At 66.3% G+C, this 15,576-nt stretch carries 9 protein-coding genes; 4 read left to right on the forward strand and 5 right to left on the reverse strand.

Features of this window, described 5'->3' with window-relative positions; translation table 11 throughout:
• Nucleotides 1–3: 3 nt before the first annotated feature.
• The 5 genes from tssE to M2361_RS24860 form a co-directional block, all read right to left on the reverse strand.
• A complete protein-coding gene (gene tssE / locus M2361_RS24840) occupies nt 4–489 on the reverse strand; it encodes a type VI secretion system baseplate subunit TssE (RefSeq protein WP_100853052.1) in 486 nt (161 codons plus the stop codon).
• Nucleotides 490–556: 67 nt separating this feature from the next.
• Nucleotides 557–1,060, reverse strand: a complete 504-nt coding sequence (locus M2361_RS24845; RefSeq protein WP_006226591.1) for an Hcp family type VI secretion system effector — start codon at nt 1,058–1,060, stop codon at nt 557–559.
• A gap of 45 nt (nt 1,061–1,105) precedes the next feature.
• The gene (tssC, locus tag M2361_RS24850; RefSeq protein ID WP_259252457.1) at nt 1,106–2,620 is read right to left on the reverse strand and encodes a type VI secretion system contractile sheath large subunit; all 1,515 of its coding nucleotides are present in this window, start codon (nt 2,618–2,620) and stop codon (nt 1,106–1,108) included.
• Nucleotides 2,613–3,128 carry a type VI secretion system contractile sheath small subunit gene (gene tssB, locus M2361_RS24855; RefSeq protein ID WP_006226593.1) on the reverse strand — a complete coding sequence of 172 codons (516 nt, stop codon included), beginning with the start codon at nt 3,126–3,128 and terminating at the stop codon, nt 2,613–2,615. Before tssB ends, tssC begins: the two co-directional genes overlap by 8 nt.
• A 73-nt stretch (nt 3,129–3,201) precedes the next feature.
• Nucleotides 3,202–3,897 carry a hypothetical protein gene (locus M2361_RS24860; RefSeq protein ID WP_259252458.1) on the reverse strand — a complete coding sequence of 232 codons (696 nt, stop codon included), beginning with the start codon at nt 3,895–3,897 and terminating at the stop codon, nt 3,202–3,204.
• Nucleotides 3,898–4,053: 156 nt separating this feature from the next.
• On the opposite strand from M2361_RS24860, the gene tssJ reads away from it, so the two are divergent.
• The 4 genes from tssJ to tssI all read left to right on the forward strand — a co-directional run bounded on the left by tssJ (nt 4,054) and on the right by tssI (nt 15,559).
• Nucleotides 4,054–4,671 (forward strand): type VI secretion system lipoprotein TssJ, encoded by a 618-nt coding sequence (gene tssJ / locus M2361_RS24865; protein WP_259252459.1) that lies wholly within the window; start codon nt 4,054–4,056, stop codon nt 4,669–4,671.
• Between the two features lie 64 nt (nt 4,672–4,735).
• Complete coding sequence (gene tssK, locus M2361_RS24870; protein WP_259252460.1) at nt 4,736–6,082, forward strand: type VI secretion system baseplate subunit TssK; 1,347 nt, start codon at nt 4,736–4,738, stop codon at nt 6,080–6,082.
• 16 nt (nt 6,083–6,098) lie between these two features.
• Nucleotides 6,099–6,878, forward strand: coding sequence for a type IVB secretion system protein IcmH/DotU (gene icmH / locus M2361_RS24875; protein ID WP_100853056.1), 780 nt, complete (start codon nt 6,099–6,101; stop codon nt 6,876–6,878).
• Nucleotides 6,875–15,559: a type VI secretion system tip protein TssI/VgrG gene (gene tssI / locus M2361_RS24880; protein WP_259252461.1), complete on the forward strand. Its 8,685-nt coding sequence runs from the start codon at nt 6,875–6,877 to the stop codon at nt 15,557–15,559. Before icmH ends, tssI begins: the two co-directional genes overlap by 4 nt.
• Nucleotides 15,560–15,576: the final 17 nt, after the last annotated feature.

A 15,576-nucleotide genomic window follows, 5' to 3' on the forward strand; every position in this document is an offset into this window, starting at 1 on the left:
TCTTCAGACCGTGGCGGGACTCTTGGCCCAGCCGCGCGTCACGGAGTACTGCAAGGTCGACGGCTGCAAGGTCGCGTCGAAGGTCACGGGTTCGTGGGCGGGGCCCACGTCCAGCATGGCCGTAATCGCGAAATACAGTACCGAGGTTGCCCGGCTGTCCACCTGCAGCATCACCCGCACATGGGTCAGCCGGGGCTCGTGCCGCGCGATGGCCTGCTCCAGCGAACGGCAGATGAACTCGCGGTCGTAATGGCTGGCCAGGCTGAGCCCCGAAAAATCCGACAGCCCATAGGTCAGCAACGAGCGCTGGCAGTTCGGGTAGCGCCGCAGGTCTTCCTCGGTGAACACCATGCGGGTGTTCAGCAGCGCCTCGATATCGCGCGCCACCGTTTCCTTCATTTCCTCGATCGACAGGCGCCGAAGCGCGTAGGGCGATTGGCCCTCGCCTTCGAACAGCTTGTCGAACAGACTCGGTTCGAATCCTTTCATCGGGGCCTCAAACAAAAAAAGACGGCGACCCGGCTCGGGCCGCGGTCTTCTGCCTGCCAGGCCGCGATCAGACCGAGTAGGTCTTGTCGTTCTTGGTCAGGCTCCAGGCGCCCTGGGCGTTACCGCCCTGATTGCCGCCCACCTTCTGCTGCGTGTACTTCCACTGCACGGCGGCGTACTTCAGCGAGAACGACTCGTGCGGCAGCCCTTCGGCAACCACTTCGGGCGCCACGCGCGCAATGATCACGTACTTGAGCTTGATTTCCAGGTACTTGACGCGGTTGCCTTCGCCGTCGGCGCGCAGGAAATCGATGGTGACTTCATCGAACGTGGTGCCGCCCGAGGCGTGCTGATACAGCAGCGGGCTGACGACATCCAGGTCCTTGGTGAAGACCATTTCGCCATGTTCGGTGCGTTCGGCGGTATGGCCACCCGAGGTCGACGCCGTAGCGGAACGCGGCTGGATGATCTCGTGACGCCACGAGCTGACTTCGATCCAATCCGGGTGGTCCTTGTCTTGCGATTCGCCCTTGAGCGCCGGATTGCCGAACTTGACGTAGATGTCCTTCATTGTTGTAAACCTCTTTGAATGGATGAATGGTCAGTGCAACGACGATCAGGATTTCTGAGCCTGCGCCGGCAATTCGGCAACCAGGCGCAACGAGATCGAGAGTTCGTCAAGCTGGAAATGCGGCCGCAAAAACGCCACGGCCCGGAAGACGCCTGGACGTCCAGGCACCTCGGCCACCTGCACCGAAGCTTCGCGCAGCGGGAACTGCGCCTTTTGTTCCTGCGTCGCGTTGTCGTCCAGCAGCACGTACTGCGAGACCCAGCGATTCAGGAAACTCTCTACGGACTGCGCCGACGCGAAGCTGCCGATCTTGTCGCGCATCATCGCCTTCAGGTAGTGCGCCACGCGCGACACCGAGAAGATGTATTGCAGTTGCGCCGACAACACCGCGTTGGCGTTCGCGCTGTCCGTGTTGTATTTCTTTGCCTTCTGCACCGACTGGGCGCCGAAGAAGGCCGCGTAGTCCGAGTTCTTGCAATGCACCAGCGGGATCAGACCCTGGTCGCTCAGTTCTTTTTCGCGACGGTCGGTGATGGCGATTTCGGTCGGGCACTTCAGCGCGATTTCGCCGTCGTCCGTCTTGAAGGTGTGCGTCGGCAGGTTTTCAACCAGGCCGCCGCCTTCCACGCCACGGATCGCCGCGCACCAGCCAAAGTCCGCGAAGGCGGCCGTCAGGCGGGCGCCGAACGCCCACGCGGCGTTGCACCACAGGTACTTGGAGTGGTCGGTGCCATCCACGTCTTCCACGAAGTTGAAACCTTCAACCGTGGTGCCTTCCACCGGGTCATAGGGCAGACGGCCCAGGAAGCGCGGCATGGTCAGGCCGACGTAGCGCGAGTCTTCCGAATCGCGGAAGCTGCGCCACTTGGTGTATTCCACCGTGTCGAACACCTTGGCCAGGTCGCGCGGGCGGCCCAGGTCGGCAAAGCTGTCCAGCCCCAGCAATTCCGGCGAGGCCGACGCGATGAACGGCGCGTGCGAGGCCGCCGCCACGTGCGACATCTGCTCGATGAAGTACATGTCTTCGGGCTGGCGCGTGATTTCAAAGTTGCCCAGCAAGGCGCCGAAGGGCGCGCCGCCGAAGGTGCCGAACTCTTCTTCGTAGACCTTCTTGAACATCAAACTTTGATCAAAGTCGATCGCAGTCTGGAAGTCGCGAACCAGATCACGCTTGGTGGTGTTCAGCACCTTGATCTTCAGCATCGGGCTGGTGTCGGTCTCTTGGCACAGATAGTGCAGGCCGCGCCAGGTGCTTTCCAGCTTCTGGAATTCGGGCGCGTGCATCACTTCGCTGAGTTGCGCCGAGATCAGGCGGTCCAGTTCGGCAACGCGTGCGTCCAGCATGGCCGACAGGTTGTCGGAGACAACCACGGTGCCCTTCATCACTTCGCGCACCAGTTCGCCAATGATGTCCTTGGCGCGGTCGTGCTCGGCGGTGGACTTGGCCACGCGGCTCTGCTCAACGATCTGATCCAACAGGCCATTCTGTGCGGCGGCCGATGCCGAGTCGGCGGCGGCGGCGGCGCCGGTGGCGTTCTGTGCGGCGGCGGAATTACTCATTGCGGCCTCCCTTGTCGGTCTCGCTGGTCAACTGTTGCAGTTTTTCCGTGCTGGTCAGCACTTCGCCCAGCAGGTCTTCAAGCTTGTCGTTACCCGCAAGCTTGTTGCGCAGGTCGGCCAGCTTGGTGCGGATGTCCAGCAGTTCGCGCAGCGGGTCCACCTGCTGCACCACGGCTTCCGGACGGAAATCCTCGATGGAACGGAACTTCAGGTCGACACCAAACGTGCCGCCTTCTTCGGTCAGGCTGTTCTTGACGCGGTACGCCGCGCGCGGCTCCAGCCCGCGCATCACGTCGTCGAAATTATCGACGTCGATGTTGACGAACTTGCGGTCTTTCAAACGCGGCAGTTCGGCTTCGGATTGCGCGCTGAAGTCACCCACCACGCCGACCACGAACGGAAGCTCCTTCTGTTCGATGGCGTCGCCCTTCTCCACGTCATACGTAAGCTGAACACGCGGCGGGCGGACTTTCTGCAGTCGTTTCTGAACGCTTTCTTTCTTGGCCATGGAAGGCTCCGTGCAAAGGATCTTGTCTATCGGTCAGCCGTGCGCCGCAGGCCGCGGCGCGCGCTGAGGCGAATTACTTGGTGAGCAGATCGCCGAAGGGATTCGGCGCGCGATTAGGCTGCGGGGCGGGTGGATTAGCGGGTTTGGGCGCGGCGGGTGTAGTGGCGGGTGTAGCGGCGGGCGCAGCGGCGGGCGCAGCGGACGCAGGCGCCGTAGCGGCTTGCGTTGCGGTGCTTCCCGCAGGCGCCGTAGCCGCGGGCACGGCGGGTTCCACCTTGCGTTGTTGTTGGCGACGCGGCGGCGGACGGCGGCCTTCAGGAAACAGCACGTCCTGCCCCAGCGTTTCACGCATGGCAGCGGCCAGCGCCACGGCATCCGCACGCGCATTGCCGGCCAGCAACGCATCGGCGCGCAGGTCAGCCAGGGACTGCATCGCCACACGCAAGCCGCCCACCGCACGCACCGTCTTGGCCACGAAATCCTGCGGATCGCGGCTTAGCGTTTCGTCGGCGGCAACAATGGCCTGGCCGTATTTCTGTTCGTCAAAACGGATCTTCGCAATGTAGGACCAGGGCTCGCCCTTGGTCGGATTGCGTTGGGCAATCTCTTCAAACTGCGCGACGGCCTGATCCGCGCCCTTCTGCTCCAGCGTCTTTTCCGCTGCGGCCATGGACTGCTTGTATTCCGCATCCGACTGCGGTTTTACCGACGCACAACCGGCCATCAAAGCGATGAGGCCGGCAACAACGACGAGGCGGGGAAAGGGCATTTTTTAAGCACCTAGCAAGGTTGTAACTAGGGGCCGTATTTCAACAACCTTTTGTTAGTACAGCGCTACAGCGCGTGTCTTCATGTTACGTGCGTCGAATTTGCACGCATCGTGCAGCCATCTGTATTGCTTCACACACTTCCGGTATAAAGGGCCATGTCCAAACATATCCATTTATCACGTTTGTTCGCAGTGGCCGCTTGCACGCTCGCAAGCACCGCCATCACTGGATGTGCGGCCGTTTCGGCCATCGGCGCGGTGGCGGGTTTGACCGGTAATGCGATGGAGATGGCGGGCTTGAAAAAGCAGGAAAACGCGCCCGTTGATGTGAAATTGACGGTGCACGCCGGAGAAAATTTGAACGCCGGCAGCGGACAAGCGACGGCGGTAGTTACAAAAATATACTACCTGAAGAATCCTGAGCAATTCCAACGTGCGCCGCTCACGCAATTGATAGACACTGCGCAGGAGAAAACCGCGCTGGGGGAAACGGTGCTGGGTTCGCGCGAGCTCACGCTCACGCCGGGACAGCGTGTCGAGACCGTTGAAAAAGTCCCCAAGCAGGCGGAATACATCGCGGTTGCCGGGCTGTTCTATGCGCCGGCGCCGATGCGTTGGAAGTACGTATTCAAAGTCGACGACGTTGAAGACAGTGGCATTGTCCTGGGCGCGCACGCCTGCGCGCTGACAGTCGCCACTGGCAAACCCACGTTGCCGGCGGGCATGCCACCCTACGACCCGTCCCGCCTTTCCGGCGTGCAGTGTCCCGGTTGACGCGCACCGCGCGACTGCCCGCCTTCTATATATATAGAGATAGAAAGACCTGAAGGAGCGTCACTTGAGTTATTCAGCCAAAGTCCTCTGGGGTGAGGGCTTGTTCCTCCGCCCGCAGCATTTCCAGCGGCAGGATGCGTATCACGAAGACCGCCTGGCCGAGATGGCCCGCGCGCTGCATCCCTATGCCTGGGGCCTGCGCTCGGCGCGTTTCGATGCCTCGGCATTGGCCAACGGCATGTTGCGCGCCATTGAAATGACGGCCGTGTTTCCCGACGGCGAGCTCTACAACGCGCCCCACGGCGACGAGCTGCCCCCGCCCGTTGCGCTGACCGCGCTGGATGGCGTGAGCGAAGCGGTGTTCTATCTGGCCATTCATCCGCTCAAGGCCATCGGCGGCAACTACCGCGACGGCCAGGCGGCAGCCAGCTTCGACACCCGCTACACGCACGCCAACGCCCCCGCGCCCGATCTATATACCGGCGCCACCACCGCCGAACTGACCTACCTGCGCAAAGACGTGCGGCTGATTTCCGAATTCGAGCCGCGCGACGAACTGCTGGCGATTCCGGTGGCGCGCGTGCGCCGCACGGCCAGCGCCGGCTACGAACTGGACACCTCGTTCATCGCGCCCAGCTTGTCGCTGACGGCCTCGGGCGCGCTGCACGAACAACTGCGCCGCCTGCTGGACGCGCTACAGGCCAAGGTCAACGCGCTGTACGGCTTTCATCGCGAACCCAGCAAGAACATCATTGAGTTCCGCTCGGGCGACGTGGCTTCCTTCTGGCTGCTGCACACCGCCAACGAAGCCTACGCCACGCTGTCGCACCTGTTCCATCACCCGCAACTGCATCCCGAACGCCTGTTCCAGGAACTGGCGCGGCTGGCGGGCGCGTTGATGACGTTCTCGAAAGTGCATACGCTGGCCGACCTGCCGGTGTACCGCCACGACGCCCCCGGGCCGGCGTTTGCCCGCATGGATGAAATTCTGCGCGACCTGTTGGAAACGGTGATCTCGACGCGCTACTTCTCCATCGTGCTGGAAGAGCTGCGGCCGTCGTTCCACATGGGTCGGCTGGATTCCGACAAGCTCGACGAGACGACCTCGCTCTACCTGTCGGTACAAGCCGCGATGCCGGCCCGCGAGCTCTCGGAAAGCGTGCCCATGCGCTTCAAGGTGGGCGCCCCGGAAGACGTCGACAAGCTGGTGCTGTCCGCCATGCCGGGCGTGCCGCTGACCTATACGCCGCAAGTGCCGCCCGCCGTGCCCGTGAAGCCCGGCGCGGTGTACTTCGCGCTGCAAACGCGTGGTTCGCTTTACGACCGCATGCTGCAAGCGCGCAGCATCGCCATCTATGCCCCCGCCGGCATTCCCGAACTCAAGCTGGATTTGATCGCAGTTACCCGCTGACAGGAACGACATCGCCATGACCGCTGACGCCCCCTCTCTGATGCCCGGCGCAACGCTGCCTCAACGTGCCGCCGAATTCCATGCCAGCCGGCCCGCCAAGTCCTTGCTGGACCTGCTCTACGACGGCTTCCTGATGCTGTTCCTGGTCAAGAGCGGGCAGGAGCCCACCGACGCCGCCGCGTTCTCGGCGCGCGTGCAGCAGTTTCTGGCCGACTACGAACGCGCCGCCAAGAAGCTGGATATTGCGGCGGAAGACATCTACGCCACCAAGTACGCCTTCTGCGCCGCCGTCGACGAAACCGTGCTGAACTCCGGCTTCGCGATACGCGACGCCTGGATGCTGCAACCGCTGCAACTGACCTTGTTCGGTGAGCAACTGGCGGGCGAGAACTTCTTTGCGCGCCTGGAAGACCTGCGAGCGCAAGGCGCGCCGCGCCTGCAATCGCTAGAGATCTATTACATGTGCCTGCTGCTGGGCTTCCAGGGCAAGTACCTGATCGAAGGCCAGGAAAAGCTGGGCTACCTGACGGCGCGGCTGGGCGATGAGATCGCGCTGCTGCGCGGCAAGCGCACCGGCTTCGCGCCGCATTGGCCCCTGCCCGACAAGGTTGCCCACACGCTCAAGCGCGACGTGCCGCTGTGGTCGATCATGACGGTGTTCGCCCTGCTGGGCCTGCTGGCCTTCCTGGGCATGGGCCACTTCCTGAATACGGAAATGCAGACGGCGATGGCGCCGTATCACGACATCGTCAAGCTGGGTCCCCGCGCCGCGCACCTGACCATCTCGCTGCCATGAACGCTTTGCCTTCGAACCCGTCAACCGCGTCGGCCTACTCGTCGATGAACATCGCCACCCTGTCGCAACAAGCGCGCATGCTGCGCGTCAGCGCGCCGCTGGATGCTGAACTGGTGGCCGAACAGATGACGTTGCGCGAAGGCGTATCGCGCCTGTTCACGCTGACGCTGGACTGCCTGGCGGCCAGCGCCGAGCTTGACGTGGCGTCCTTGCTGGGCAAGGAGATCAGCGTCAGTCTGCTGCTGGCGGACGGTTCAATGCGCCGCTGGCATGCCGTCGTTGAAGGCGTGGATGCGCTGGGCGCCGATGGCGGCCTGGCCCGTTACCGCCTGCACGCCGCGCCCTGGCTGGCCGCGCTGGCCTTGCGGCGCGACAGCTTCATCTATCAAGACAGGTCGGTGCAGGACATCGTCAGCGAGATTTTCGCGGACTATCCGCAGGCGGCCTTTGCGTTTGAACTTAGCGACACCCTGCCCCCGCTTGCGACCTGCACGCAGTACCGCGAGTCAGACCTGCAATTCGTCCAGCGCATCCTGGCCGAAGCGGGCCTGTCGTATCGCTTTGAACATCAACAAGACGACGGCCAGGCGGCGGGTGGCGGCGCGCGCCATCGCGTCGTGATCTTCGACGCGGGCGCGGCGCGCCCCGAAGACCCGGCGTCGCCCCTGCGCTTTCATCGCAGCGACGCCACTGAAACCCGCGACAGCATCACGCATTTCTCGGCGGCGCAGGCCGTGCGCCCCAACGCCGTGGCGCGCGCCGCCTGGAACGAACGCACGCTGACCGCGCATGCCGCGCAAAGCCGCTCGCCCGTGCAGGTGGAAGCCTTGCCGGTGCTGGAAGACTACGACTACGCCGGACACGGCCGCTACGCCGATGACGACGCCGCCGAACAAAGCGCGGCGCGTTCCCTGCGCGCCCATGAATCGCGCATCGTGCGGTTCGCGGGCGCGGGCACCGCGCGGTCCCTGGCCCCCGGCCGCTTGTTCGCGATGACCCAGCATGAGCGCTATGCCGACGGCGGCAGTGGTGGCGGCGAAGGAGACAGCAAGCAGGCGGTCGATGAACTGGGCGGCAACCGTTATGTAGTGCTGGAGGTGGTGCACGAAGCCAGCAACAACCTGGGTTCCCAGGCCACCCAGGTGCTGAACACCGCCGACATGGAACGCGGCACCTACCGCAACCGCTTCACCGCGCAGCCCGAAGCCGCCGCGCTGATTCCCGCCTGGCGCCCCCGCCCCACCGCCCCCGAAAGCCTGGCCGCCGTGGTGGTCAGCGCCAGCGACGCCCCCATCACGTCGGACCGCGACCTGCGCGTCAAGGTGCAATTCCCCTGGCAGCGCGGCGACAAGCCCCTGACGGGCGGCCTGCCGCATCGCACGCATGGCGACGCCAGCGGCAACGCCCCCGGCGACGAACGCTCGGGCACCTGGCTGCGCGTGGCCAGCGCCCAAGCCGGCCCCAACTGGGGCGCGCATCACCTGCCCCGGGGCGGCACCGAGGTCATCGTGGAATTTATCGATGGCGATATCGACAGGCCGGTTGTTGCCGGTCAGCTTTATAACGACGCCGATCTTCCGCCCTGGTCCGCCGGCGAGAATGCCGAGACCAATCATGCGGGCGTGCTGAGCGGATGGCATAGCCAAGGCCTGGACGGCGCGGGCCGCAACCAATGGGTCTTTGACGATACGCGCGGCAAACTGCGCACGCGGCTGGCCAGCTCCACCGCCGCCACCCAGCTTGGGTTGGGCCATCTGGTTGAACAGGACCTGGACGACGCCAACCGTGGCGCATGGCGCGGCACGGGCTTTGAACTGCGCTCGGACGCCTGGACGATCGTGCGCTCGGGCCAGGGCATGCTGGTGTCGGCCACCGCGCGCGAACAAGCCAAGTCCACCCAGGCAGACGCGCAAGAAGCCTTGCTGCTGCTGCGCGGCGCACAAGACGCATCGCGCCGCTTGAATGACAGCGCCGGCCAGCATCAGGCACGCCCGATGGCGGCGGCCGAGGGCTACGACGAACTGCTTGCCGCGCTGGACCCAGAACAAGACGGGCGCTATACCGCCCAGGTCAACGGCCAGGCCGCCGGCAAGGGCGCGAGCGGCCAACGCACCGACTCGGCCGCCGTTGAACGCATCAACGGCCCGCATCTGCTGATCGACGCACCGAATTCCCTGAACCTGGCCACCCCCGCCAGCGCCGTGCTGCATGCGGGCGAACACCTGCACGCCACCGCGCAGTCGGACGCGCACGTGGCCGCGCAGCAAACGTATTCGGCGGTCTCAGCGCGCTCGGCCAGCGTGTTCGCGCAGCAAGGCCCCATTCGCGCCATCTCGGCGCAAGCGCCGGTGTCGCTGCACGCGCACACCGACATCCTGGAAGCGCTGGCAGGCCAGGACATCACCGTGACCTCGTCAGCCGAAGGCATCGAGATCCTGGGCAACCAGCGCGTGACCTTGCAGGCCGCGGGCGGCAGCGTCACGCTGGACGGCGCTGACATCGTATTCAAGGGGCCGGGCCTGTTCTCGGTCAAGGGCGCCACGCACAACTTCGTGGGCCCCGGCAGCGACGCCGCCAACCTGCCCGCCTTGCCCAGCACCACCGTCGACGACCCGTTGATCGTCAGCGCGGAACTGGTCCACAAGGACGGCGCGATGGCCTCTGCCGCCAAGAAGGCGGCTTCTGGATTAATGGCGGGCTTCGGCGGTGCAGCCGGCGCTGGCGCTGCCGGCGTTGGGACTGCCGGGCTAGGCGACATCATGCCCAGCGGTTTGGCGGAACTGGGCCAGAAGGCGGCGGGCGCCGCGTCCAAGCTATCGCAGCTTGCCGGCCAGGCGAACACGCTGGCCGGGATGGCCAAGAATCCGATGGGCGCGCTGTCTGCCGCGCCGGGCTTGCTGGGCAACACCAGCCCTGCCATGGGCGGCTTGCTCAGTAGCGCCAAGAGCGCCATGGGCATGGTCTCGCAGGCGCAGGCGCTGGCCGCGAATCCCATGTCGGCCCTGCCGACTGGGTCGAAGCTACTTGGCTCGGTAGCCCCGGGTGCAAGCGGCATGATCGATTCCGCCGCATCAGCGGCCGGCAAGGTGTCACAAGCCGCCGCACTGATCAAGGACCCGTCGGCCGCACTGCCGGCTGCCACGGAAATGCTGGCTTCGGTTGCGCCGGAAGGGGCATCGAAGATGATTTCCGGAGCGGCGTCGTTCGCGGGAATGGGGTCGGGTGTGGGGTCGGGTGTTGGAACAGACGCTGGCGCAAGCGCTGTTGCGGGCGGAACTGCCTCGCAAGCATCTGCTGCCGAAGCCACGTCCGTGGCTGGCGCCGCACCGGCTACGGCCGATGCGCCGAGTGCGGCGACTGGCGGTACGGTGCAAGCACCGCAGGCGCCTGCCGCATCCAGCCCATCTACTGCACCTGCCGCATCTGCCGCATCCACAGCTACTGCATCTGCCACATCCGCCGCGCCCTCCGCTGCTGATCCGGCTGCCAGCTCGCCCGCCGTCGCCTCAGCACCTTCGGTTGCAAGCACGTCCCCGACGGCGACGGCTAGTGCTGCCAGCTCCGCAACCGGCGCGGCACCGGCGAATGCCGCTACGGGTGAGCACGCCGCTGGGGCTGCGGCGGTAGATACTCCTCCCGCCGGTGCGCTTGGCACGTCACCCGTGGCAACGGCGGGTTCCGCATCAGCGCCATCGTCCGATGTACCCATCTCGTCCGTTGCGTCCGTGGATCAGCCTTCGGTTGCCACAGCAGGTGCAGCGTCTGTCGCACCATCGGTTGCAGGCGCGGGAGCGTCTGCCGTTGACCCTTCGGTTGCGGCGGCTGGAGCTTCCTCAGTTGCTCCGTCGGTTGCAACGGCCGGAACTTCCTCCATTGCACCTTCGATTGCAACGGCCGGCGCTTCGTCGATTGCTCCGTCGATCGCGGCGGCTGGCGCATCTTCCGCCGCCCCCACGATTCTGGCTACCGGCGCGGCGGGCAATGCGTCTTCATTGACCGCTTCGGCCGTACCCACGGGTGCGTCTTTCGATGCGCCCTCCATGGGTTCGGCTTCAGATTCCTTCGTAGCACCTACCGGTCAAACCGCCGTATCGCCCTCCACGTTGCCTTCCTCCCCCGCCTTCACGGCGTCCACGGAAAGCGCCGCCTTGCCCGACGTTGCCGCTTCGGCCGCGCCCACGCAAACCGACCCGGCAATAGGCGGCGTCATGGCAGCCACCACAACGCCTCAGACGATCGTCGCGACAGACCTAGGCATGCCAACTGTCGGCACCAGCCAGATCGCAACGTCCATCCCAGCCGACGCAACCATCAATGCCTTGCCTGCCGGCTCGCTTTCCGGTGCTGATGCCAGCACGGTAGCCACGACGCTTGCCAGCGCGTCCGACACGACGCTGGACGTGGCAAGCGCATCGACGACATCCAATGCGGCAGGCACGCAGTGGTCCACGCAAGACGCCGCAGGCACGCCCGATGCCTTGGCGTCTGTACAAGACAACCCGACGCCCACGATGTCGGACGCCACATCGACGCCGGCGACAGCGGACCACACGCCGATAGCTGCCGCCGCAACGCTCGCGAGCGCTTCCGGCAGCGACAATGGCAGTGGCAATGGCCTGCTCGCCGCCGCCGTCGCCGTCGCAACAACAGGCGCAGCCACCTCGCTGCGTACGCACGCGGATGACCAAGGCCAAGCGCGCAGCACCGGCGCTTCCGATGCATCTGGCACGTCTGCTACATCTGATGTGTCGGCCGCTGCTCCTGCTTTGGCCAACACGCCTGGCTCGACTCATTCTTCTGCGTCGGCTGCCACTTCGGCGTCGGACTCCTCTTCTTCTTCGGCCTCATCCCCTGCTTCCATCAGCCCAACTGGATCCGTCGATTCGATTGCCAGCGATACCCCAGCGGCTGCGGCTGCGGCTACGGCTGCGACTGCGACTGCGACTGCGGCTGCGACTGCGGCTGCGGCTGCGTTCCACGCGACGGCAAGCGCCGAATTGACGACGCGCGCGCCGTCGGAACCGAGGCCGGCTGATGCCCGCATCGGGGCCGGCTCTGCCGCGCTTCACGTCACATCCGACACCGCGTCCGCCCAGGCCAACGGCAGTGCCGCACGCTCGGCGCACGCCGCCAGCCCCACAGCCGCCGCGACGACACCTTCGTCATCGTCCTTCACCGCCCCCGGCACGCCCGTTGTGCAAGACGCGGCTTCAGTCGACGCTCACGCCGATGCTCGCGCAGCGCAGAGCGAGTCCGCATTGCCCAGTACCGCGGTGCTTGCATCCCTGGCGGCTAGCGCAGGCGCATTGTTTGCCAGCGCGGCGAATGCAACCAGCAATGCGGCGAACGCGGCATCGTCGGCCACCGCTGCTGGCGGCGCGATGTCTGGCGCCATCGACCTGGGCAACGTTGATGCACAGGCCCCGGCCACGTTGCAAGGCGTCAACCTGCCCGACGCCACAAGCGGCGCGGCGGCGTCGTCCGCCGCAGGCATGGCGCATGACGAAACGCTTGCGCAACTGACTGGCGCGGACCACAGCACGAACTTGGCGGCGATCACTTCCGCCGATGTCTCTGCTGATGCAGCAAGCGTTGCCTCACCTGATACCGACACGTTGCTGGCATCAAGCAACACCATGCCGACCACCGGCGGCCTGTCTGGCGACACCCCACCCCTGACGCCCGGCGTCTCCACGCAAACACCTGGCTTCGTTTCCAACACGCAGAGCCCCCTGCCGCAAGGCGCGGGCCTGCCCGGCGGTTCAGGCGACGGTGGGCTGAACCTTCCCGGCACACAAGCCTCTGCTGGCGCAAGCGCGGCGTCCGGCGTGGCGGGCGTCGGTGCGGGTGCGGGTACGAGTGCGGGTGCGGGTGCTGGTGCTGGTGCTGGTGCTGGTGCCAGCAGCGCGGGCTTGGGAGCCTCCGGCAGCAGCGCGGCAGGCTCGACCACCGCGACGACTACCGCCGCGACCAGCGCCGCTACCGGCTCCACCAACAGTGCCGCCACCGCCGCCGCTCCCTCGACAGCCCAGACTGGCGCCGACACAAGCGCAGCAGCCTCCGCCCACGCGAACGCCGGCACAGCCTCCGTCGCCGGAGACGCTAAGGTTGCCGGTGGGTCCGGAAGCGAATCCGCCTCTGTCGCCTCGGCAGGCGCGGGCGCCAACACGCCAGCCGCCGCTGCGGGTGCAAGCTCGACCAACGCCGTTAGCGGCACGGCGCCGGATGCCTCGGCGGACACCGCTGGCAGCGCTGCCCACGCACCAGCCAATGCGACCGGTAACACAACGGGCAATGCGGCCGGCAACGCGTCGGCCAGCGCGTCATCAGCCAATACATCGGCCAATGCGCCCGCCAGTGCTTCCGCCGACGCATCGGCCAACGCATCGGCCAGCCCATCCGCCAGCCCGTCAACCAACACACCGACTGGCGGCTCCGGCCATGGCGCGGCCAACGCACCCGCCACCGCCACCTCGCCCGCGACAGCAACGGCCAGCACCGCCTCCACCAACGGCGCGTCGGCCTCAGCCACCCCCACCTCGCCCGTCACCAGCACTCCCGTTCCCAAAGCGCCCACCGCAACCCCTCCCGCCTCGGCAGGCACGGCAATCACCGCCGCCCCCGCCACGCCGGACGCGAACCTGGGCAGCGCTACCGCGCGCGCGGCGGGCATGTCCGACAGCACCCCCGCCACCCGCGCCACGGATCTTTCCGCCGTGGGCGGCGCGGGCGCATCGGCCGCCGCCACCACGGCAAGCGGCTCCGGCGCGTCGGGCATCGCCGCCGTCGCGGGCGCTGGCGGGCTGGCGACGTTCGCGCAGCAAGCCAGCGCCGCGTCCACCGCCCTATCCAGCGCGTCCACGTTTGCGGCGGGCGGCGTCAGCGCCAACGTCAGCGCGGCCATCGTGCCGGTCATGACGCAGGCGCTGAACGCCAGTGGCGACCGCATGGCGGCCCTGAGTTCCGCCGTGGACACGCTCTTCACCCTGCCCGACGTCAAGCAAGCCAACATCCCGTCGGTGGCAGGCGCCATCCTCAGCATGCCGGGCCTGTCTTCGTCGTCGGTGCCGAGCGTGATCGGCGCCATCCTGCAATCGCCCACGCTGGCCACCGAGACGCTGCCCAAGGTGGCCGAGGTGCTGATGAAGATTCCCGGCGTGGCCGATTCCCCGCTGCCGCAGATTGCGCGCGACGTGCTGGACTCGGTCGGGCTAGGTCCCGTGGCGCGCACCCAGGGCACGAACCTGCCCGGCGGCACGCCGCCTGCCGATGGCTCCGGCCGCGTCGTTCCCGGCGTATCGACCTATCGCGCCCGCCAGGACGGCGCGCGCCTGCAATACGTGAACCTGGACCAGGTTGCCGAACGCTGGAACGACGGCAACGCGCTGACCACCACTGAACGGCAGTCGAACCGCCCGCGCATCCACGTGGAGTTCAACCGGCCCGGCCAGCACCGCTTCACCATCACCGTGAAGGCCGACCCGGCCAACATCCCCTACTCCGCCCGTGAACGCGGCCGCCGTGCCAGCTATCAGGAACCGCACAGCAACCCGCGCAGCTACGTCACCAACGCCGATGGCACCCGCATCGTGGACGACATCGCGTTGCCCGCCGCCGGCCTGAACCTGTACCTGTTCGAGGTGCGCGACGAACGCGGCCAACTGATCAAGACCGAGCGCGTCGAGACCGTGCGCCGCCTGTACATCCAGGAAGTCATGTGCATGAGCGCGCGTCCGGCGCATCACCTGGCCGACGTCACGCCGGTCACCGCGGAATTCGCGCTGCACGGCATCGACATGATCCAGCTTCCGCGCCTGCAATTCCGGGGCCGCTCGGCGGTTGACGCCGCCGACACCCCCGAGTCCCAGCACGCCATCATGGACGCTGTCCGCGCCGTCTACGCCGGCTCCGCCGGCAAGCAGCGCGAGCCGTATACGCTGGTGGTCTGCCACGTCGACCGCCTGGCCGCGCCGGGCGTCAGCGGCGACATGCGCCTGCCAGTGCCCGCCGGCCCGGGCGGGCGCGTCATGACCGTGCCCATCGTCAACGACGACCGAACCCAATCCGGCCTTTGGTACGAGTTCGACGCCAGCGACGACTGGCTGGTGCACGCCCGCTACATCCACACGGACGCCTCGGGCGCCGAGCGCTCGATTCCCATACCGCGCCACCTGATCACCCCCATCCGGGAAAGCAATGGCTCGGTCTGGTCGGTGTCGGTGGACCTGACCCGCGTGTCGCCCACGCCGCTGACCGGCATACTGAACATCCAGTTCAACACCGTGGCTGCCAGCTACGCCGGCCTTGCCATCACGGGCACCAACTTGCTGTTCGTCTCGACGCTGGACCCCTACGAGCCCAACTCGCAGGCCTACCTGACCGAGACCCTTGCCCACGAAATGGGCCACTTGCTGGGCATGGTGCCCAGCGGCCCCGACTGGCCCGGCCTGCGCACTCAGGACGATTCGGCGGACGATTCAAAGCTGGACCCGCCGCCGCACTTCTACTACAACGCAGGAGGCCACTGCTACTACGGCCTGCCCGACCAGAACGGCGAGTACAACGAAGAAATCGGGCAGTGCGTGATGTACGGCATCACCTGCGCGAACATTCATTTCTGCCCAAGTTGCAGCAAGGCCGTGCGCAAGGTCGACTGCTCCGAAGGCTGGACGGCGTTCTAACGCCGCCCTTTTTAGAA

Source organism: Achromobacter sp. JUb104 (assembly GCF_024806975.1).
GTDB classification, from domain to species: Bacteria; Pseudomonadota; Gammaproteobacteria; order Burkholderiales; family Burkholderiaceae_B; genus Achromobacter; species Achromobacter spanius.

Excerpts from the sequence above, each read along its gene's own strand:
- tssJ (WP_259252459.1), top strand. The coding sequence starts at position 4,054 with ATGTCCAAACATATCCATTTATCACGTTTGTTCGCAGTGGCCGCTTGC.
- tssC (WP_259252457.1), bottom strand. The coding sequence starts at position 2,620 with ATGAGTAATTCCGCCGCCGCACAGAACGCCACCGGCGCCGCCGCCGCC.
- icmH (WP_100853056.1), top strand. The coding sequence starts at position 6,099 with ATGACCGCTGACGCCCCCTCTCTGATGCCCGGCGCAACGCTGCCTCAA.
- tssE (WP_100853052.1), bottom strand. The coding sequence starts at position 489 with ATGAAAGGATTCGAACCGAGTCTGTTCGACAAGCTGTTCGAAGGCGAG.
- tssI (WP_259252461.1), top strand. The coding sequence starts at position 6,875 with ATGAACGCTTTGCCTTCGAACCCGTCAACCGCGTCGGCCTACTCGTCG.
- M2361_RS24860 (WP_259252458.1), bottom strand. The coding sequence starts at position 3,897 with ATGCCCTTTCCCCGCCTCGTCGTTGTTGCCGGCCTCATCGCTTTGATG.
- M2361_RS24845 (WP_006226591.1), bottom strand. The coding sequence starts at position 1,060 with ATGAAGGACATCTACGTCAAGTTCGGCAATCCGGCGCTCAAGGGCGAA.
- tssB (WP_006226593.1), bottom strand. The coding sequence starts at position 3,128 with ATGGCCAAGAAAGAAAGCGTTCAGAAACGACTGCAGAAAGTCCGCCCG.